The organism is Halopseudomonas xiamenensis (assembly GCF_014219065.1).
Classification (GTDB): domain Bacteria; phylum Pseudomonadota; class Gammaproteobacteria; order Pseudomonadales; family Pseudomonadaceae; genus Halopseudomonas; species Halopseudomonas xiamenensis.
Genome location: NZ_JACLGO010000037.1, coordinates 1 through 19187, shown reverse-complemented (window position 1 = coordinate 19187; position 19187 = coordinate 1). Strand labels below are relative to the sequence as shown.

Genomic DNA, 19187 nt, shown 5'->3' with positions numbered 1-19187 from the left:
GGCCTGGTGCCGATGCTGGCCAGCCAACGGCGGACAGGCTTGCTGTCACTGCATTCTGGCCTATTCCCGAGAGGCCATAAAGCCCCGGATTCAAGGAAACAACCTGTGATCGTATTCCGATACCTGAGCCGTGAGGTGCTGACCACCCTGGCGGCGGTCAGTGGTGTGCTGCTACTGATCATCATGAGTGGTCGCTTCATCAAGTACCTGGCGCAGGCCGCGGCGGGCCAGTTGGACCCGGGCGTGCTGTTCACCATCATGGCCTACCGCCTGCCCGGCTTCGTGGTGCTGATCCTGCCGCTGGGCATGTTCCTGGGCATTCTGCTGGCCTACGGGCGCATGTACCTGGACAGCGAGATGGCGGTGCTGTCGGCCACCGGTATCAGTGATCGCAAGATCCTCGGCTACACCCAGGGCCCGGCGCTGCTGGTGGCGCTGCTGGTGGCCTGGCTGAGCCTGTGGGTGGCCCCGGCCGGTGTGCTCAAGACCCAGCAACTGTTCAATGAGCAGGATGCCCTGACCGAGTTCGATACCCTGGCCGCCGGCCGCTTCCAGACCCTGGGCAGCGGCCAGCGGGTAACCTATGCCGGTGGCCTGTCGGATGACCGTACCGAGCTGGAGACCATCTTCATCGCCGAGCGTACCGGCTCGGGTGAGGATGCCAGTGTCGGCGTGCTGGTGGCCGAGCGCGGACGCCAGCAGATGAATGCCGACGGCAGTCGTTACCTGGTGCTGCAGAACGGCTATCGCTACGATGGGCGACCCGGCGCGGCGGATTTCCGCACCGTGCAGTACGATGCCTATGGCGTGCTGCTGCCCAAGCCGGAGGTGGTGACCGAGGTCAATGATCGTGAGGCGATGCCGACCTCGCGGCTGCTGGGCCATGCTGACCTGAAGAATCGTGCCGAGCTGCAATGGCGCCTGGCCATTCCATTGCTGGTGCCGATAGTGGCGTTCTTCGCTGTCCCCCTGGCGCGGGTCAATCCGCGCCAGGGGCGCTTTCTCAAACTGATCCCGGCAGTGGTGCTGTACATGGCCTACCTGGCGCTGCTGGTCAGTGCCCGGGGCTGGATGGAAGCCGGCAAGACGCCAGCCGCCATCGGCCTGTGGTGGGTGCATCTGCTATTTCTCGGCGTCGGCGTGCTGCTCAATCTACGTGCCCTGACCGCCCGCAGTGGTCCGACCGGAGGTGCGCATGCGGCTGCTTGATCGTCATATCGGTAAGTCCGTCATCAGCAGTGTGCTGGCGGTGGCGCTGATCATCGTCGGACTGGACCTGTTGTTCGCCTATATCGGCGAGCTGGATGATCTGGAGGGCGACTACGGCGCGCTGGAGGCCCTGACCTATATCTTTCTTACCTTCCCACGACGCCTCTACGACCTGTTGCCCATGGCGGCGCTGGTCGGCTGCCTGATCGGCCTGGGTACCCTGGCCAGCAATTCCGAACTCACCGTGATGCGCGCCTCGGGCATGTCCATAGCGCGGATCATGGGCGCGGTGCTCAAGCCGCTGCTGGTGCTGATGCTGGCCGGTGTGCTGCTCGGCGAGTACGTCGCGCCCTACAGCGAGAACCTGGCCGAGAGTCGCCGGGCGCTGGCCGTCGGCAGTGGCGAGGCGGTCAAGTCCAAGGGCCTGTGGCATCGCGAGGGTGACGACTTCATCCACATCAACGCGGTGCAGCCCAACGGCGTGCTGCACGGCATCACCCGCTACCGCTTCGACGGGCAGCGCGAACTGCTGGAAACCAGCTTTGCCCAGCGTGCCAGCGTGCAGGATGAGCACTGGCTGCTGGAGGATGTGGCGACCACGCTATTCGAGCAGGACGGTACCAGCCGCGTGGAGCAGCACCTGCAGCAACGCTGGGATGTGGGATTGTCCCCGAGCCTGCTGCGGGTAGTGTTGCTGGACCCGGATGTGCTGCCCTTGACCGGTATCTGGCATTACCAGGGCTATCTCGCCGAGCAGGGATTGAACAACAGCCAGTACTGGCTGGCCTTCTGGAAGAAGCTGCTGCAACCACTGACCACCGCCGCGCTGGTGTTCGTCGCCATCTCCTTCATCTTCGGCCCGCTGCGCTCGGTGACCCTCGGCCAGCGGGTGTTCACTGGGGTACTGGTCGGTTTCAGCTTCCGCATCGTGCAGGATCTGCTTGGTCCTTCGAGCCTGGTGTTCGGCTTTTCTCCGCTGATCGCGGTACTGCTGCCAATCCTCGTGCTGGTTGCCATGGGCGCCTGGTTGATGCGCCGCACGGGCTGATCTCCCTTCCTCAGGTGGCGAGGTTGTACACCAGCCCCGCCACCGCGATACCCAGCAACAGCACCGCCGAGACCAGGGCTATCCAGCGCCGGTAGCGGATCGACAGCACTTTCCCCAGCACGAAGATATAGGCGCCGAGGATCAGCAGGTCGAGTGCGACCCAGATCGCCGCCAGCAGCCCCATGCTGGTGGCGAAGGACTCGGTGACCTGGATGAACTGGGGAAACAGCGCAACGAAGAACAGGATGTCCTTCGGGTTGGAGATGCCCACCAGGAAGCCTTTCAGCCAGCCGCCCTGTTGCAGTCTGCGTCCCTGTTGCGCCTCGTTCGGCACCGCTGCGTGCTCGCGGATCGCCGAGATGGCCAGCCAGCCGATATACAGGCAGCCGAGGATGCTGATCCAGCGCAGGGTTTCCGGCTGCAGCACCGCCGCCCCGGAAATGATCGCGGCGGCGGCGACGATCAGCGCCAGCGACGCGCCATTGGCGCCGATAGCGGTTTGCAGCGCCTTTTTCGAGCCAGCCGCCGAGGCGGTATTGATGACCAGCGCCACCACCGGGCCAGGGGTGGCGATCAGCAGGGTTACCACCAGGGCGTAGGAGGTGGTCAGGGCGAGATTCATGCTTTCGGCAACACCACAGTGCGGGTGCCCGAGGCGATATCCGGCCAGGTACGCGATTGCTTGTCCCACAGTGCCCACCAGATGCCCAGCCCGCCGCAGGCCCAGGCGATGAAGGCGACGCTCACACGGTTGATCGCCTGGCGCCAGGTGATGGAGCTGCCGTCGAGCTGTTGCACCCGCAGACGCCAGGCCTGCATGCCGAGGGTCTGGCCGGTGAGCGTCCAGAACAGGCCGAAGAAGCCGTAGATGGCCAGGATCATCAGGATAGTCAGCACGGGGTCGCGGTCCAGGCTGCCGGCATCGGACATGGCCTGCAGCGTTTCCGCGCCATAGACCAGCCGCAGCACGCCCTGTTGATAGAGCAATATCAGTACCATCAGCAGTGCCAGACACAGCATCAGGTCATAGAAGGCAGCGGCCAGGCGGCGAAACAGGCCGGGGGCGGGAAAATCGCCGCGGGGTTGGAGTTGCTTGACCGCCATGGATGCTCCGTTGTGCTGGGCGCGGTTCAGCGCCGGGTGAGTGGCTGGTTGTCGAAGCGCACGGCAGCCAGGCCGTGCTGCATCAGGGCGCGGATATTGGCATGCTCGCTGCCCTCGGGCTGGGCCAGGACCGCCTGGTAATGCTCGGCGAAGCACTGCAGCGCCTGTTCATCGCTCAAACCCAGGTCCAGCGCCATGGCCAGTATCCGGCACGAGCCCTGGTTCTGCTGCGGGCTGTTGTGCAGCGGGCCGTTGCTGAAGGCGCTGGGTTGATAGTGGTAATGCTGGTCGATGAACGCCAGGGTGTCGGCAAAGCGGTGTTCGGGGCTGCCGAGCCGGGCCTTGAATTCATCGGCGGTCATTCGCGTTCACCGCTCAGGGTGATGGATACCGATTCGGCGAAACGCAGGGCGTGCGGCTTGTCCACCTCGACCTCGGCATAGCGCACCTGTGGATGCTGCATGACCAGGTCCAGTACCTCCTGGGTCAGGCGTTCGAGCAGGGCGAAGCGATTGCTCTCCACATGGCTGATGATGGCCTTGGTGATGGTGCGGTAGTTCAGCGCGTGTTCGATCTCATTGATTTCCACCGCATTGTCGGCGGGGTACAGGATCAGTGCATTGATCAGCACATCCTGGCGGTTGTTGATCTCTTCTTCCTTGATGCCGATGTAGGTACGCAGGCGCAGGTTCTTGATCCTGATCCGCGCCATGCCGGGCTCCATGCGCTGCATCTCAGTTGTCCCGCCCGATCAGCTGCAGGAATTCCTGGCGGGTATTGAACGACTCGCGGAAGCTGCCGAGCATGACCGAGGTCATCATGGTCGAGTTCTGCTTTTCCACTCCGCGCATCATCATGCACATATGCCGGGCCTCGATGACCACAGCCACGCCACGGGCCTCGGTGACCGACTGCACGGCCTCGGCGACCTGCCGGGTCAGGCTTTCCTGGATCTGCAGGCGGCGGGCGAACATGTCGACGATGCGTGCCACCTTGGACAGGCCGATCACCTTGCCACTGGGCATGTAGGCCACGTGCGCCTTGCCGATGAAGGGCAGCATGTGGTGTTCGCACAGCGAGTACAGCTCGATGTTCTTGACGATCACCATCTCGTCGCTGGAGGACTCGAACAGCGCGCCGTTGACGATTTCTTCCAGCGACTGCTCGTAGCCGCGGCAGAGAAACTGCATGGCCTTGGCGGCGCGCTGGGGGGTGCCCAGCAGGCCTTCGCGCTCGGGGTTCTCACCCAGGTTGGTGAGGATGTCGTGGTAGTTGCTGGTCAGCTTTTCAAGACTCATCGCAGTTCTCGTATCGGTTCATTTGAGGTTCCTGCCGCCATTCAGGTCGAGACAGGTGCCTGTTACGTAGGGGTTGTCCATCAGGTAGCGAATGGACTGGTAGACGACCTCAGGCCCGGGCTCTATGCCCAGCGCCGACTTGGCCAGCGCCTTTTCCCGGTACTCGGCCGAGTCGCCCTCATTGAACATGATCAGCGCCGGGGCGATGGCATTGACCTTGATGCGTGGGGCAAGGCTGGCGGCGAACGAGCGGCTGAGGCTTTCCAGACCGGCCTTGGTGGCGCTGTAGGCAATGTGCCGGGCGCTGCCGCGCTGGGCCACATGATCGCTGATATGGATGATATCGCCGGTGACAGCCGGGTCGAACAGCTCGGCACAGGCCAGGTTCAGCAGATAGGGCGCCTGCATGTGCACCATGAACATCTGCTGCAGGGCCGCGGCGCTGTCCTGGTCGTTCAGCCAGGCCGAGGCGTTGTGGATCAGCGCGCGCAGGCGGATCTGGCGGCTGACCAGGGTGTCGACCAGGCGCTGGATACCTTCGACGCTGGAGAAGTCGGTCAGCAGCACCTCGATCCCCGGCAACGGGCGATCCTGCCATTCCGGGCGCGGACGACGGCAGGTAATGAGCACCCGGTAGCCATCGGCGGCAAGCCGCTGGGCGCAGTGCAGGCCCACGCGCTGGGCTGCTCCGGTGATCAGAATGGTCTGCTGGTCGTGCATCGGGCCGGCATCCTGTGGTCGGTCGAGGGCCGCATCTTAGCATGTCTGTCCGGTTCGGTCCGGCAGCGGGGCGGCGATTGGGGCATAATGTGCGCCCGGTCAATCAGCAAAGGGGGTAATGATGCATCTGGCGATACTCAGTGGTTCGGTTTTCGGCACGGCCGACGAGGTGGCCGATGAAGCGGCAGAGCGCTGCCGGGCGGCCGGGCTGCAGGTTACCCGCATCAAGCCGGCGACGGTGGATGCATTGCTCGAGGCCAACCCCGACGCAATCCTGGTCTGTTGCTCGACCACCGGTATGGGTGAGCTGCCGGCCACCATCCAGGATTTCTACTATGACATGCAGTCGCGTTTTCCTTTGCTGACGGGCAAACCCTTCGGTGTCATTGCGCTGGGCGACGCCGGTTATGGTGACACCTTCTGCCAGGGTGGCGAGCAGCTGCGTGAATTGTTGCTGGAAGTACAGGCCAGCGAGGCACTGCCCATGCTGCGCCTGGACGCCAGCGAAACGGTCACCCCCGAGGACGATGCCAAGCCGTGGCTGGATGATTTCGTTGCGCGGCTGCGCGCCGGAGCGTGATGCTGCGGCCCCTTGGGGTTATCGAGCCGCTGCTCTATGCCACCGGCATCCCGCTGCCGGTGGCAATGCGGGTCAGGGCTTCCTCATCGAGTATGCTGATCTGGCTGTAATGGATGCGTACCCAGCCGGCCTGCTCGAATTGCTTGAGCAGGCGGTTGATGCTCTGCCGTGAACTGTTGAGCATCAGCCCCAGGGTTTCCTGGGACAACTGGATCGCCAGGCGTTCATTGCCCACCGTCACCTCACCGTAGGACTGCGCATGCATCAGCAGGCGCTTGGCCAGCCGGGCGGGCAGGGGCAGCAGGGCGCTGTCGGTCATCATGTTGAAGGACAGGCGCAGGCGCCGGCATAGCAGGCGCATGAAGTGCGGGTAGAGTTCCGGGCGGCGTTCGAGCAGTTGCTGGAAGCCCTTCTGCGGGATCAACAGCAGCTCGGTGGCACCCATGGCGTGAGCGTCATGGGTGCGTGGCAGGCCATCGAACAGGGATATCTCGCCAAACCAGCTGCCGGGGCTGAGCACCGTCAGCAACGCTTCGCGGCCATCGCTGCCGGTATTGCTGATGCGCACGCTGCCGCTGTAGATGCCGTACAGGCCATCAGGCAGGTCGCCATGGGCGAACAGGCGCTGGCCATCCTCCACCCGGCGTAGACGGGCCATTGCCACGGTCTCGCTGATGCAGTCATCCGGCAGATCGCGGAACCAGCGATTGCGCTGCAGCAGCTGGCTGTAGCGCTTGCTGTCATCCGGCGGCGTGGCTCCCGAGCCCGGCATGTTCAGCGCTGCTCCTCGCGCAGAAACACCAGCTTGTCCGCACTGGAGCTGGCCTGGTCGTAGTGGTAGCCGTCCAGGTTGAAATCCTTCAGGCCCTCGGGGTCGCTCAGCCGCTCCTTGATTACATAGCGCGCCATCAGCCCTCGGGCCTTCTTGGCGTAGAAGCTGATGATCTTGTACTGGCCGTTCTTGCGGTCCTTGAATACGGTCTCGATCAGCCGGCCGTTCAGGGCCTTGGGCTTGACCGCGCCGAAGTACTCCTGGGAGGCCAGGTTGAGCACTATGTCGTCACCCTGCTCGGCCAGGTCCTGGTTCAACCATTCGGTGATATGTTCTCCCCAGAAGGCATACAGGTCCTTGCCGCGCGGGTTGGCCAGCTTGGTGCCCATTTCCAGGCGGTAGGGTTGCATCAGGTCCAGTGGGCGCAGGAGGCCGTACAGGCCGGAGAGCATGCGCAGGTGCTGCTGGGCGAAGTCGAAGTCGTCCTCGCTGAAGTCCTCGGCATTGAGCCCGGTATAGACATCACCCTTGAACGCCAGCAACGCCTGCTTGCTGTTGTCGGTGCTGCACTGCTCCGACCAACTGCCATAACGGGCCACGTTCAGCGCCGCCAGCTTGTCGGACAGCGACATCAGCTCGGCGATGTCCTGCGGCGACTTTTCCCGCAGCACCTCGATCAGTTCCCGGCTGTGCTCCAGATAGCGCGGCTGGGTATGGCGCTGGGTGGCCGGTGCGGTGTCGTAGTCCAGGGTCTTGGCGGGGGAAATCACCATCAGCATGACAGGGGCTCCTTGAATGCAATGTCGGATATTATGCCGCATGTGCCGGGGGAAGACCCGTAATTGGGTTGATAAAGGCGTTCAATAGGAACCTCGGCCTTCACCGTCATCCTCGGCACGCCCGTCATCCTCGGCGCAGGCCGGAGGATCCATGGTGCCGGCTGACCCAGAGTGGCCGGTGGATCCTTCGCCTGCGCGAAGGATGACGGGTTTTGGGAGGGATGACGGGTTCTGGGAGGGATGACGGCTTAAGTAGAACAGCATTCCAGCCTTCACCGGGGATGCCGGTGGAAGGCCGGAGGGCTGTCGAGAATACCTTTCGGATCAGAGGTGGGTTTCCGCATACTCCGCCAGCAGCGAGCGGGGTACGCCCTGCAGGTGGATGTGCACGCCGTGGGGGAAGTCCTTGAAGCATTCGGTCAGGTAGGTCAGGCCGGAACTGGTAGCGTTCAGGTACGGCGTATCGATCTGCGCCAGGTTGCCCAGGCAGACCACCTTGGAGCCGTTGCCGGCGCGGGTGATGATGGTCTTGATCTGGTGCGGGGTGAGGTTCTGACTCTCGTCGATCAGGATGAAGCTCTGCTGGAAGCTGCGCCCGCGGATGTAGTTCAGCGACTTGAACTGCAGCGGTACCCGGTCGAGGATGTACTCCACGCTGCCATGGGTGCATTCGTCGTCCATGTGCAGGGCTTCCAGATTGTCGGTGATCGCGCCCAGCCAGGGCTCCATCTTTTCCTTCTCGGTACCCGGCAGAAAGCCGATGTCCTCGTCCAGCCCCTGGGTGCTGCGGGTGGCGATGATGCGCCGGTAGGTCTTGCTGACCATGGTCTGTTCGATCGCCGCCGCCAGCGCCAGGATGGTCTTGCCCGAGCCGGCGGCGCCGGTGAGGTTGACCAGGTGGATGTCCGGGTCCAGCAGCGCGTGCATGGCCAGCGCCTGGAACACGTCCCGCGGCCGCAGGCCCCAGGCCTCCTGGTGCATCAGCGGTTCCTGGTGCATGTCGAGCAACTGCAGGTTGGCGCCCTCGACTGCCTTGACCTGGCCGATGAAGCCCTGCTCGTCGATGATGAAGTCGTTGATATGCAGCGCCGGCAGGTTATCGATCAGTTGCACGTCATGCAGGGTCTTGCCGGTGAGCTGGCGGGTCTCGACCTTGCTGGCGCGATCCCAGAACGAGCCCTCGATCTGGTGGTAACCGCGGGCCAGCAGGTTGATGTCATCGAGCAACTGGTCTGTATGGTAGTCCTCGGCATCGATGCCGCAGGCACGGGCCTTCAGCCGCATGTTGATGTCCTTGGACACCAGGGCGATGCGGTCGTCGGGGTGGCGGATCTGCAGTTGGCACAGCTGGTTGATGATCTTGTTGTCGTTGAGGTCGTTGGGCAGGCAGTGGGCGGGAATCGGCGCCTTGTCCATGAGGATGGCCAGGGTGCCGTTGGGCGCCAGTTTGCCGCGCTGGATGGGGACGCCGGACTCGACCAGTTCGGGCGGGGCGTCGGCCAGGGTCTGGTCGATCAGGCGGATGGCCTGGCGGCAGTCCGCGGCGGTGCTGGTCTTGCCGGATTTGAGTTTGTCGAGTTCTTCAAGGACGGTCATCGGGATGATGACATGGTGCTCTTCGAAGTTGAGCAGGGCATTGGGATCGTGGATGAGGACGTTGGTATCAAGTACGTAGAAGGTGTGTCGGGTCGCTCCGCACGCTTCCATGGGCTATTACCTCGCAATGGCCGTATACGAGACTGTATCAGGCACCGGTCCGCACCTGGCAGTCCGCAAGACCGACTCGCATTACCCGGCGGTATCAGTGGATCACTGCCGGGTATCGGTCGGTTGATTGAGGTATAGCGCAAAATAAATGACAGCTACAAGCGTCAAGACGATAAATGTGGAAGATCGCCGCTAACGGACGGATGGTGGTTCTCCCGGGCCGAATCAACGGGTTATAGTCATCGGCCCGGTTGCGCAAAAAAACCTAACGGCGGTCCCGTCGCCCATCCCTTCTGGAACTGGAACGCTTGCGATTGGCTGCCGCGGCTGCAGCCTGCTCGGCTTCGTTGGCATCGCTGGCGGCCTTTTCCTCGGCTGTGCGATGGCGCTTGGGCACCGACTTGAGCAGCTCCTCTTCCGGCGGTACGCATTCCAGCTTGCCGCCCAGCAATTCCTCGATCGGCGGCAGCTGGAAGGCATCATCCTCACCGGCGAAGCTGATCGAGGTGCCCTTGGCGCCGGCGCGACCGGTGCGCCCGATACGGTGTACGTAGTCTTCCGGATCTTCCGGCAGGGTGTAGTTGATCACATGGCTGATGCCATCGATATGAATGCCACGCCCGGCCACATCGGTGGCGACCAGCACCCGCAGCTTGCCCTCGCGGAAGTTCTCCAGCGTGCGCACCCGCTTGTTCTGCGGTACGTCGCCGGACAGCTGGGCGGCATCGATACCATCGCGCACCAGGCGTTCCTGGATGCGGCGCACCTCGTCCTTGCGGTTGGCGAACACCATGACCCGTTCCAACTCCAGTTGGGTGACCAGATTGAACAGCAGCTTGTACTTGTCGCTGCTGCTGACCGCGTAGACCTTCTGCGTGATGTTTTCCGAGGCCGGGCGTTCCGGCTCGATCTCGACGATGGCCGGATCGACCGTCCACTGGCGTGCCAGGTTCATCACGTCATCGCTGAAGGTGGCGGAGAACAGCAGGGTCTGGCGATCGCCCTTGCGCGGGGTCTGGCGGATGATCTGCCGCACCTGCGGAATGAAGCCCATGTCGAGCATGCGGTCGGCCTCATCCAGGATCAGCACCTCGACCAGGTCCAGGTGCACCTCTCCGCGATTGCAGAAGTCCAGCAGGCGGCCGGGGGTGGCCACCAGAATGTCGCAGTACTTCTTTTCCAACTGCTTGAGTTGCCGGTCATAATCCATACCGCCGACAAAGCCCATGACGTTCAGCCCGCAGTGTTTGGTCAGGCCCTCGGCGTCACTGGCGATCTGCATCACCAGCTCCCGGGTCGGGGCGATGATCAGCGCGCGTGGCTCGCCCATGAAACGCTCATCCGGCGGCGGGGTTTCCAGCAACTGGGTAATGGTCGAGATCAGGAAGGCGGCGGTCTTGCCGGTGCCGGTCTGGGCACGGCCGATGGCGTCGTGGCCGAGCAGGGTATTGCCCAGCACCTGGGCCTGGATCGGCGTGCAGTAGCTGAATCCCTGGTCCTGGATGGCGCGCATCAGGCTGTCGGGCAGCGGGAAGTCATGGAAGCGGGTCTTGCCCTCTGCGGGCTCCACCACGAAATCGGCGATGGACCAGGGCTTGGCCGGCGCTGCGGCAGGGCGTGTCCTGGTCTGGCGGTTGCGCTTTGGACGGGCATCCTTCTTCTCATGCCGGTCGTGCTTGTGTTGGGGCTGCGGCGCCGCTGATGCCGGCGCGGCGCTGCTCGGGGTAACCGGGGCCGCCGCCGGCTCGATGTGCGTCTCGTGATGCGGAGCCGGTGTCTTGCCCGGTTTGAATAGTTTTTTCAGTGCCTTGAGCACAATCGTCTCTCGATGTGATAGGGAATCATCGAGCAGTGTAAAGCAACCCAGGCGGTTAGCGAAGTCCCAGGCGATTGTCCAGCCAGTTGCGGATATCGGCGATTTCCGCCGGGCAGACCTCATGGCCCATGGGATAGGCATGCCAGTGCGCAGTATGCCCGGCGCCCTGCAGCAGGTCATGGGCCTGGCGGCCCAGCTGTGGATGCAGAATCTCGTCATGCAGGCCGTGGGCGAAGAACACATCCAGCCGTGGCCCCTGGTGCTCGCTCAGTACCTGCTCAAGCGTCGGGCCATAGGTCGACAGGGCCATCACCCCGCCCAGCGCCAGACCGCTTTCCAGTGCCGCACGCATGACGATGGCGCCACCCTGGGAGAAACCGGCCAGCACGATACGCTCGGCGGCAATGCCACTGGCAACCTGTTCATCGACCAGACCACGGACCATGGCCACGGATTCGGCCAGTTGCTCCAGGTTCATCACCCGCTGCGGCGTGATCGCCAGGATGTCGAACCAGCTTGGCATGGGGAAGCCGCCATTGATGGTCACCGGGCGGGTCGGCGCCTGCGGGAAGATGAAACGCAGGCGGTGATCGGCCGGCAGCTCCAGCGCCTTGACCACCGGCACGAAGTCATAGCGGTCCGCGCCCAGGCCATGCAGCCAGATGACACAGGCATCGGCCGGGCGGGGTGGTTCGATGATCAGGGGTTCGTTGGACATTGTTGTTGTTCCTTCGGGTCAGGCGCGCGACATGAATTTGCCGGTTTCGGTGTTGATGCGCACCACTTCACCGGTTTCCAGGTACTCGGGGATCTGAATCTCCAGGCCGCTGGCAAAGCGTGCGGTCTTGGTCCGGGCACTGGCCGAGGAGCCCTTGATCGCCGGCGGTGTCTCGGCAATCGCCATTTCCACTACCGCTGGCAGTTCCACGCCGACCAGGTTGCCTTCGACCACCAGGCCGTACAGGCCCTGGATGCCGTCATACAGATAGGGAATCTGTTCTTCGAGGGCATCCTCGTTCAGGGTGAACTGGCTGTAGTCCTCGTTATCCATGAAGGTGTAGCCATCGGCATCCTGGTAGAGGAACTGCACGGCACGCTTCTGGAAGTCGATGGGCGCGAAGAAGTCGTCACCGGTCAGGCTCTGTTCGAGCTTCTGCTTGGTCTGCGCATGGTTGAAGCGCACCTTGTACAGGGTGGTACCGCTGCGCGAGGACGGGCTCTTCACATCGATCTGGGAAACGATATACGGCTGGCCGTTGATCTGGACGATCTGGCCCTTCTTCAGTTCGGAGGCTTTTGGCATTGGCAATGCTCGGATGGCAGGGAAAACGCTATTGTGCGTTTTCCCCCGGTTGACGCGCAAGCGACGGCTTCAGTCCCGCTCGGTGCTGATCAGCCGCTCCAGGCCCTGACTGGTGCGCAGGTTGACATCCACCTGCCGGGTGGCGATTTCTATGTGGTTCTCGGCGAACAGGCGGTCGATCTCGCGGTTGGTCTCATCGATGGCCGGGTTGCGATCATCCAGCTGCCGCACATGCATGCGCAGTTCGTGATCCAGCCGGTTGTCATTGAAACCGAGAAACAGTACCAGCGGTTCCGGTTCATCCAGCACCCGCGGGTTATTGTTGGCGATCTGCAGCAGCAGCTCGCGCACCAGTTTCACATCCGAGCCGTGGGCCACGGCGATTCTCACCGTGACGCGGGTGACGGTGTCGGACAGTGACCAGTTGATCAGGTGCTCGGTGACGAAGGTCTTGTTGGGAACGATGATTTCCTTGCGATCGAAATCGGTGATGGTGGTGGCGCGGATGCGGATGCGGTTGACCGTGCCCGACAGCTCGCCGATGGTCACCACATCACCGATGCGCACCGGCCGCTCGAACAGGATGATCAGCCCGGAGACGAAGTTGGCGAAGATTTCCTGCAGGCCGAAGCCGAGACCGACGCCCAGTGCCGCGACCAGCCATTGCAGCTTGTTCCAGCTGACACCCAGGGTGGACAGACAACTGATGATGCCGACGCTGATGATCAGGTAGCTGAGCAGAGTGGTGATGGCGTAGCTGCTGCCCTGGCGCAGCTCCATGCGTGACAGCACCAGTATCTCCAGCAGCCCCGGCAGGTTGCGCGCCAGGGTGATGGTCAGCACCACCACGATGATGGCGCCGAGCAGGTCGCCGGCGCTGAGCGGCACCATCAATGGGTTGTCGGTAGTGCCGCTGTTGTATTCCCACAGGGTGATGGATTCCAGGTAGGAGGCAGCGCTGATCAGGTCGGACCAGGTCAGGTAGATCAGCACGCCGAACAGGATCAGCAGCCCCAGGCGGGCCAGGCGCAGCGACTGCTGGTTGATCTGCTCGAGCTTGAGTTCGGGAATGTCCAGAGGCACGTCGGACTCGAGGCCGCCGGCCTGTTCCTCGGCCTGGCGTTTGCTGATCGCGCGCTGATAGGCCAGGTGCCGGCCGGCCACGCGCAGGTTGCGTACCACTATGCCCTGCAGCAATATCCAGGCGGTGATCAGGTACAGCGTACCTATCATCCGCTCGGCCAGGCGGATGGCCGTATAGTGATAGCCCCAGATGGTCATGCCGGCCAGTGCCAGGGGCGCCAGGATCAGGATCGCCGAGGCGCCGAAATGAAAGATCCGCGAGTTGTTCAACGGCTCGCTGCGGCGCATCACGCCGCCGACCAGCAGGCTGAACAGGCACAGGGTGATGATCATCGTCAGCCGGCCCAGCACGTCCTTGTCCAGGTGCTCGGGGTTGCTGGTGCCCAGGCTGATGATCAGCAGCATCGGCAGCAGGACCCAGGCCAGACGCCGGATCAGCTTGCGCAGCCGTGACACCGTGCTGGTGGACCAGCGGAAATGCTGGATGGTAATGCCCTGGGGGTAGCACAGCCGGTACATCAGGTGCAGGACAAACCAGCCCACGGACAATTGCAGCAGCACCCGACCCAGGGTGGGCATGGCCGGGGTATCGCCAAAGCCCAGGCCGAAGCCGGCACCGCCCAGCAGGATCGGCAGCGGCAGCACCCAGACCGCGGTCAGCAACAGCGCCATGGGCGTGGTGCGCTGGTTGTCGAGGCGGTAATGCCCGACCTCCCCATGCAACTCCCGCAGGCGCCTGGCCAGGCGCTGGCGAAACAGCAGCGGTATCCCTGCCAGGGCCAGCAGCAACGCCAACCAGCCCGGATTGTCCTTGAGGGTCAGCAACAAGCGCTGTATTTGCGCTACTGGTTGCAGATCCTGCCACTGGGACAGCATCTGCTGCGGCAGGTCCAGCAACCAGTCACGGCCGATCGGTGGATTGCTGGCTACCCAGAACAACTGGTCGTCGATGGTCTGCTGCAGCTTGCTGCTGAGCTGCTGCAACTGGGTCTCGCTGATCTGCAGCGCGATGGCCTCACCCAGCAGAGTATTGATATGGGTACTGAGCTGCTCCACCAGCGTCAGGCGGCTGCGCAGCAGTTGCAGCAGGTCCTCGCGCAGCGCCTCCCGTTGCTCCTCCGGCAGCTGGTTGAGCAGGCGATTGAGGTAGGCGTCCTGGTTGCGCAGTTGCTCACGCAACTGATTGATCTCGAACTGGCGCAGGCGCATGTCGGCTACCGAATCGGCCAGCGTATGATCGATCTGCACTGCCGGTAGCGCCTGTTTTTCCTGGTGCAGGATGCGCGACAGCAGCAGGCTGCCTTCCAGCACGCTGATCTGCTGGTCCAGCGCGCTTTCCTGCTGGGTCAGATGGTCGATCTGCTGGGTAGTGCGGATATTGCGGCGCGACAGGGAACTGATCCGGTTCGATGACTCCAACAGCTCCTCGCTGAGCCGCTGATTGATCAGGCTCTGCTTGTGCAGCAACTGGTGGTTGCTGATCTGCTGTGATTCGGCGGTGGTATCGCTGATCACCTGCTCGGACAGGCTGCGCCGCTTCTCGTCGATCACATCCTGCAGTACGTTGATTTCCTTGTCGATATTGCCCAGCTCGGCGAGCAGCAGGCGGCGTTCTTCATTGGCCAGTTCCAGCAAGGTGTTGTTCGCCGACAACTGCTGGCGCAGCAGGTTGCTGGACTGTTCCAGGCTGGCCAGCTCCGCCTGCATCGCCTCCACCTGCGCCTGGTTCAACTGGTTCTGCGGCTGGCGCTGCAGTTGACGCAGTTGCTCGTTGAGTTGATTGGCACGCGACTGGTTGGCGGAGATCCGGCTCTGGGTCTTCTCCGGACGGGTTTCCGCGGCGATCAGTTCGCTGTTGACCGCCGTCAGCTCGTTCTGCCAGTCATACATCCTGGCCACCAGATCGCCCAGTGTGGTGTCCAGGGTCTGCAGCGTACCCGCGGCAAAACGCTGGCGCAGGCGCTCTTCATCGGCGGGGCTGAGGGCATTGATCTGCTGCCGCAGGCTGCGCAGCTCTTCGGGTGCGCCGTCGAGGGTCGATTGCAGCTCTGCCTGCTGCTCTTTCACCGACTCGATCCGCTGCAGTGCCGTCAGCCGCTGCTGCCAGGCTTCCTGCAGCTGTTGCTGCTCGGCGGCGGACTTGCCGCTGTCAGGCAGCGCGGCGATATCCGCCTGCAGGCGTTCGATGGGGCTGAGGTCTGCGTCACTGTCCTGCGCGTGGGCCAGGGGCATGAACAGCGCCTGGCAGGCGAACAGCAGACACAGCAGCAGGTGGAGGCGTGGCATGGCTAGCAATCCGCAGTGGGCTGATGGCTAGGTTAGACGTCGGCGCGTATGAATGAAAGAGTGGGGGTGTTGCTGTTGTTTCCCCCTCTCCCCCGGCCCCTCTCCCGCGAGGGGAGAGGGGAGTCAGGTGTGCTTGCTGACATCCCAGAGCTTTCTTGTCAGCCCGTGTTTTCAGACAGGGGTAGATACAGTTGGCAATGTGTAACCAGAGTATGGGCTACCGTAACTTGCGTAACCCATCCTCCCGGTCTGAGCTGTCACCTATGTTGCCGGTTTGCACGTTCTGCTCCCCTCTCCCCTCGCGGGAGAGGGGTCGGGGGAGAGGGGGAAGGGTTTTAGAACCAACTATCCTGCATTTCCATGCAGGTCTGGTCCCGCGCATCCAGCAGGTTCAGCTCATGCTGGCAGGCGGGCACTTCCCAGGTCAGGAAGTAGCGTGCCGCCTGCAGCTTGCCGCAATAGAAGTCCTCGTCGGCGCTGTTGCCCCGGGCCAGGCCTTCCTCGGCGCGAATCGCCTGTTCCAGCCAGCGCCAGCCGATCACCGCATGGCCGAAGACCTTCATGTACAGCGCCGAGTTGGCCAGGGTCTGGTTGACCTTGCCGCTGCCCAGGTCGGTCAGCAGGGCGGTGGTGGTGGTTTGCAGGCGTTGCAGCAGCTGCTCCAGCGGTGCGCGCAGTTCCTGCAGCGAGGCATGCGCCGAGGCGCGCTGGATGCTGTCCTGGATCAGGCCGGTCAGCTGGCGCAGCCCGGCGCCCTTGTTCTGGGTCAGCTTGCGCGCCAGCAGGTCCAGCGACTGGATGCCGTGGGTGCCCTCGTGGATCGGGTTCAGGCGGTTGTCGCGGTAGTACTGCTCCACCGGGTATTCGCGGGTGTAGCCGTGACCGCCGAGGATCTGGATCGCCAGCTCGTTGGCCTTGAGGCAGAACTCCGACGGCCACGACTTGACGATCGGTGTCAGCAGGTCGAGCAGTTCGTTGGCCAGCTGGCGCTGCTCCTCGCTGTTGCCGGTCTTGCCGTCGTCCACCAGTTTGGCGCAGAACAGACCCAGGTCGAAGGAGCCTTCGACATAGGCCTTCTGGGTCAGCAGCATGCGCCGTACATCGGCATGCTCGATGAGAGCGACCTGCGGGCTGGTCGGGTCCTTGCCATCCGGGTGGCGGCCTTGCGGGCGCTCGCGGGCGTAGTTCAGCGAGTACAGGTAGCCGGCGTAGCCGAGCATGATGGCGCCCATGCCGACGCCAATACGCGCCTCGTTCATCATCTGGAACATGTAGGCCAGGCCCTTGTGCGGCTCGCCCACCAGGTAGCCCACGCAGTTGTCGTTGTCACCGAAGTTCAACGCGGTGGAGGTGGTGCCACGCCAGCCCATCTTGTGGAACAGGCCGGCCAGTACCACATCGTTGCGCTCGCCCAGGCTGCCGTCATCGTTGACCAGGAACTTGGGCACGATGAACAGGGAGATGCCCTTTACCCCGGGCGGGGCGTCGGGCAGCTTGGCCAGCACCATGTGCACGATGTTTTCCGACAGCGGGTGATCGCCGCCGGAGATGAAGATCTTGTTGCCCTTGATGCGGTAGGTGCCATCACCTGCCGGCTCGGCACGGGTGCGCAGGTCGGACAGTGACGAGCCGGCATGCGGCTCGGTCAACGCCATGGTGCCGAAGAAGCGGCCATCGATCATCGGTTGGAAGAAGCGGCGCTTCTGGTCCTCGGTGCCGAACTTGCCGATCAGGTTGCTGGCGCCCATGGTCAGCATCGGGTAGGACGAGGTGGCGATGTTGGCCGACTGGAAGTGCGCGAAGCAGGCGCGCGACAGCAGGTTGGGCAGCTGCATGCCACCCTCCTCGAAGCTGCGTCCGGCGTTCTGGAAGCCGGCTTCGATAAAGGCGTCCACCGCCGGTTTGACCTCGGGGATCAGCACTGCCGCGCCGTCCACATATTCCGGCTCGTTCTCGTCGCTCTTGCGGTTGTGCGGCGCGAAGTATTTCTCGGCGATCTGCCGGGCGGTCGCCAGCGCGGCGTCGAAGGTCTCGCGATTGTGATCGGCAAAACGCTCGCGTTGGGTCAGTTCCTCGGCATCCAGTACTTCATAGAGTTCGAACGCCAGGTTGCGTGAATCGAGCAGGGTATCGGTCATGGTGGGTATCCCATTATTGGTGTCATCTCGAAACGGTTGCGTCCGGCCTGTTGCAGCGCCTGGGCGTCACCTTTCCGGAGGTTGCGGATAATGATGTGCCGCAGTGTATGCGGCATATCGCCCGACCGGGAACAGCCATTGATGGAATTGATAAAGCGGGATCAGAACAGCCGCAGCGTTGGTTCGTCCAGCGCGGCGCGCTGCTCGCGCAGGGTGAGGATCTGTTCTGCCCAGTAGCGTTCGCTGGCGAACCAGGGAAAGTGCATGGGGAACGCCGGGTCGTCCCAGCGCCGGGCCAGCCAGGCGCTGTAGTGGATCAGCCGCAGGCTGCGCAGGGATTCGATCAGCGGTAGCTGGCGCGGGTCGAAGTCGTGGAACTCGTTGTAACCATCGACCAGCTCGGCCAGTTGCGCCTGGCGCTGGTCGCGCTCGCCGGACAGCATCATCCACAGGTCCTGGATCGCCGGGCCCTGGCGGCAGTCATCCATGTCCACCATGTACAGGCTGTCGTCACGCCACAGCAGGTTGCCGACATGCAGGTCGCCATGCAGGCGGATGCTCTGGTAGGGATGTTCGCGGTAGATGTCGTCGATACGCGCCAGCAGGTCGTCGGCGACCGAGAAGTACGCCGGGCGCAGGTTCTCTGGCACGCTGTCATGCTCATACAGCCAGTTGCGGCTGTCGTGGCCGAAGGACTGCACGGTCAGCGCCGGGCGATGCTCAAAGGGGCGCATAGTACCTACCGCATGCAGTCGGCCCAGCAGGCGACCGAGCATCAGCAGGTGGTCGGGGTTGTCCAGCTCCGGGGCACGGCCACCGAAGCGGCGGAACAGGCTGAAGCGGAAGCCGGCGAATTCGAACAGCGTCTGGCCGTCGATCTGCAGCGGCGGGATCACCGGGATATCGCGCTCGACCAGCTCCAGGGAGAACTGGTGTTCCTCCAGGATCGCCGCATCGCTCCAGCGCCCCGGACGGTAGAACTTGGCGATCAGCGGCTGGCCGTCCTCGATGCCGATCTGGAATACGCGATTTTCATAGCTGTTCAGCGTCAGGGTGCGGGCATCGCTGACAAAGCCGAGTGACTCCACCGCATCCAGTACGGTGTCAGGGGTCAGCAGTGCAAAAGGGTGGCTCATTGCTGGCTCCAGGCTGCAAAGGATAGTTGGGTGCAGCTTATCAGGGAAACGCTGTGGGTCGCAGGGAAAAGCCACGGGCACGCTACGCAGGGCGGATTGACCGGTGGTACTGGTGCTGCTGGTGGTACGCTGTCGTCGAGCAGGCGCTCGATAAGATGGTCTCCTCCCTCCCCCTCTACGGCGTCGCGATGCGCCAGAGGATAGATGC

18 protein-coding genes are annotated in these 19187 nt (G+C 63.3%); 3 read left to right on the top strand and 15 right to left on the bottom strand.

The window, feature by feature from the left end:
• Positions 1 to 105: 105 nt before the first annotated feature.
• Positions 106 to 1209, top strand: a complete 1104-nt coding sequence (gene lptF, locus H6X51_RS18205) for an LPS export ABC transporter permease LptF (protein WP_185268895.1) — start codon at positions 106 to 108, stop codon at positions 1207 to 1209.
• Positions 1196 to 2257: an LPS export ABC transporter permease LptG gene (gene lptG, locus H6X51_RS18200; protein ID WP_185268894.1), complete on the top strand. Its 1062-nt coding sequence runs from the start codon at positions 1196 to 1198 to the stop codon at positions 2255 to 2257. The genes lptF and lptG overlap by 14 nt, the downstream gene beginning before the upstream one ends.
• A gap of 10 nt (positions 2258 to 2267) precedes the next feature.
• Here lptG and H6X51_RS18195 read toward each other — a convergent pair whose 3' ends face one another.
• From H6X51_RS18195 to folM, 6 genes are read right to left on the bottom strand one after another with little or no spacing between them, the layout of a single operon-like run.
• Positions 2268 to 2879, bottom strand: coding sequence for a LysE family translocator (locus H6X51_RS18195; protein ID WP_185268893.1), 612 nt, complete (start codon positions 2877 to 2879; stop codon positions 2268 to 2270).
• A complete protein-coding gene (locus tag H6X51_RS18190; RefSeq protein ID WP_185268892.1) occupies positions 2876 to 3361 on the bottom strand; it encodes an RDD family protein in 486 nt (161 codons plus the stop codon). The genes H6X51_RS18195 and H6X51_RS18190 overlap by 4 nt, the downstream gene beginning before the upstream one ends.
• A gap of 26 nt (positions 3362 to 3387) precedes the next feature.
• A complete protein-coding gene (locus tag H6X51_RS18185; protein ID WP_185268891.1) occupies positions 3388 to 3723 on the bottom strand; it encodes a HopJ type III effector protein in 336 nt (111 codons plus the stop codon).
• On the bottom strand, positions 3720 to 4094 hold the full coding sequence (gene folX, locus H6X51_RS18180) for a dihydroneopterin triphosphate 2'-epimerase (RefSeq protein ID WP_185268890.1): 375 nt from the start codon (positions 4092 to 4094) through the stop codon (positions 3720 to 3722). Before folX ends, H6X51_RS18185 begins: the two co-directional genes overlap by 4 nt.
• Before the next feature lies 1 nt (position 4095).
• A complete protein-coding gene (folE, locus tag H6X51_RS18175) occupies positions 4096 to 4659 on the bottom strand; it encodes a GTP cyclohydrolase I FolE (protein WP_185268889.1) in 564 nt (187 codons plus the stop codon).
• 18 nt (positions 4660 to 4677) lie between these two features.
• Entirely contained in the window at positions 4678 to 5379 is a 702-nt protein-coding gene (gene folM / locus H6X51_RS18170) for a dihydromonapterin reductase (RefSeq protein WP_185268888.1), read from the bottom strand.
• A 121-nt stretch (positions 5380 to 5500) separates the two neighbouring features.
• Between folM and H6X51_RS18165 the strand changes: the two genes are divergently transcribed.
• Positions 5501 to 5959, top strand: a complete 459-nt coding sequence (locus tag H6X51_RS18165) for a flavodoxin domain-containing protein (protein WP_185268887.1) — start codon at positions 5501 to 5503, stop codon at positions 5957 to 5959.
• A gap of 34 nt (positions 5960 to 5993) precedes the next feature.
• Here H6X51_RS18165 and H6X51_RS18160 read toward each other — a convergent pair whose 3' ends face one another.
• The 9 genes from H6X51_RS18160 to H6X51_RS18120 all read right to left on the bottom strand — a co-directional run bounded on the left by H6X51_RS18160 (position 5994) and on the right by H6X51_RS18120 (position 18979).
• The gene (locus H6X51_RS18160) at positions 5994 to 6731 is read right to left on the bottom strand and encodes a Crp/Fnr family transcriptional regulator (protein WP_185268886.1); all 738 of its coding nucleotides are present in this window, start codon (positions 6729 to 6731) and stop codon (positions 5994 to 5996) included.
• A gap of 2 nt (positions 6732 to 6733) precedes the next feature.
• On the bottom strand, positions 6734 to 7510 hold the full coding sequence (gene yaaA, locus H6X51_RS18155; protein WP_185268885.1) for a peroxide stress protein YaaA: 777 nt from the start codon (positions 7508 to 7510) through the stop codon (positions 6734 to 6736).
• 324 nt (positions 7511 to 7834) lie between these two features.
• On the bottom strand, positions 7835 to 9217 hold the full coding sequence (locus tag H6X51_RS18150; RefSeq protein WP_185268884.1) for a PhoH family protein: 1383 nt from the start codon (positions 9215 to 9217) through the stop codon (positions 7835 to 7837).
• A 265-nt stretch (positions 9218 to 9482) separates the two neighbouring features.
• Positions 9483 to 11033 carry an ATP-dependent RNA helicase RhlB gene (gene rhlB, locus H6X51_RS18145; protein WP_328795758.1) on the bottom strand — a complete coding sequence of 517 codons (1551 nt, stop codon included), beginning with the start codon at positions 11031 to 11033 and terminating at the stop codon, positions 9483 to 9485.
• A gap of 55 nt (positions 11034 to 11088) precedes the next feature.
• On the bottom strand, positions 11089 to 11751 hold the full coding sequence (locus H6X51_RS18140; protein ID WP_185268882.1) for an alpha/beta hydrolase: 663 nt from the start codon (positions 11749 to 11751) through the stop codon (positions 11089 to 11091).
• An 18-nt stretch (positions 11752 to 11769) separates the two neighbouring features.
• The gene (gene efpL, locus H6X51_RS18135; protein WP_185268881.1) at positions 11770 to 12336 is read right to left on the bottom strand and encodes an elongation factor P-like protein EfpL; all 567 of its coding nucleotides are present in this window, start codon (positions 12334 to 12336) and stop codon (positions 11770 to 11772) included.
• Positions 12337 to 12405: 69 nt separating this feature from the next.
• On the bottom strand, positions 12406 to 15705 hold the full coding sequence (gene mscK / locus H6X51_RS18130) for a mechanosensitive channel MscK (protein ID WP_185268880.1): 3300 nt from the start codon (positions 15703 to 15705) through the stop codon (positions 12406 to 12408).
• A gap of 335 nt (positions 15706 to 16040) precedes the next feature.
• Positions 16041 to 17843 carry an acyl-CoA dehydrogenase gene (locus tag H6X51_RS18125; protein ID WP_185268879.1) on the bottom strand — a complete coding sequence of 601 codons (1803 nt, stop codon included), beginning with the start codon at positions 17841 to 17843 and terminating at the stop codon, positions 16041 to 16043.
• A gap of 161 nt (positions 17844 to 18004) precedes the next feature.
• Complete coding sequence (locus H6X51_RS18120) at positions 18005 to 18979, bottom strand: serine/threonine protein kinase (protein ID WP_185268878.1); 975 nt, start codon at positions 18977 to 18979, stop codon at positions 18005 to 18007.
• Positions 18980 to 19187: the final 208 nt, after the last annotated feature.

Excerpts from the sequence above, each read along its gene's own strand:
- mscK (WP_185268880.1), bottom strand. The coding sequence starts at position 15,705 with ATGCCACGCCTCCACCTGCTGCTGTGTCTGCTGTTCGCCTGCCAGGCG.
- H6X51_RS18160 (WP_185268886.1), bottom strand. The coding sequence starts at position 6,731 with ATGCCGGGCTCGGGAGCCACGCCGCCGGATGACAGCAAGCGCTACAGC.
- H6X51_RS18195 (WP_185268893.1), bottom strand. The coding sequence starts at position 2,879 with ATGAATCTCGCCCTGACCACCTCCTACGCCCTGGTGGTAACCCTGCTG.
- H6X51_RS18190 (WP_185268892.1), bottom strand. The coding sequence starts at position 3,361 with ATGGCGGTCAAGCAACTCCAACCCCGCGGCGATTTTCCCGCCCCCGGC.
- folM (WP_185268888.1), bottom strand. The coding sequence starts at position 5,379 with ATGCACGACCAGCAGACCATTCTGATCACCGGAGCAGCCCAGCGCGTG.
- lptG (WP_185268894.1), top strand. The coding sequence starts at position 1,196 with ATGCGGCTGCTTGATCGTCATATCGGTAAGTCCGTCATCAGCAGTGTG.
- yaaA (WP_185268885.1), bottom strand. The coding sequence starts at position 7,510 with ATGCTGATGGTGATTTCCCCCGCCAAGACCCTGGACTACGACACCGCA.
- H6X51_RS18165 (WP_185268887.1), top strand. The coding sequence starts at position 5,501 with ATGCATCTGGCGATACTCAGTGGTTCGGTTTTCGGCACGGCCGACGAG.
- H6X51_RS18185 (WP_185268891.1), bottom strand. The coding sequence starts at position 3,723 with ATGACCGCCGATGAATTCAAGGCCCGGCTCGGCAGCCCCGAACACCGC.
- H6X51_RS18140 (WP_185268882.1), bottom strand. The coding sequence starts at position 11,751 with ATGTCCAACGAACCCCTGATCATCGAACCACCCCGCCCGGCCGATGCC.
- folE (WP_185268889.1), bottom strand. The coding sequence starts at position 4,659 with ATGAGTCTTGAAAAGCTGACCAGCAACTACCACGACATCCTCACCAAC.
- efpL (WP_185268881.1), bottom strand. The coding sequence starts at position 12,336 with ATGCCAAAAGCCTCCGAACTGAAGAAGGGCCAGATCGTCCAGATCAAC.
- folX (WP_185268890.1), bottom strand. The coding sequence starts at position 4,094 with ATGCAGCGCATGGAGCCCGGCATGGCGCGGATCAGGATCAAGAACCTG.
- H6X51_RS18120 (WP_185268878.1), bottom strand. The coding sequence starts at position 18,979 with ATGAGCCACCCTTTTGCACTGCTGACCCCTGACACCGTACTGGATGCG.
- H6X51_RS18150 (WP_185268884.1), bottom strand. The coding sequence starts at position 9,217 with ATGGAAGCGTGCGGAGCGACCCGACACACCTTCTACGTACTTGATACC.
- H6X51_RS18125 (WP_185268879.1), bottom strand. The coding sequence starts at position 17,843 with ATGACCGATACCCTGCTCGATTCACGCAACCTGGCGTTCGAACTCTAT.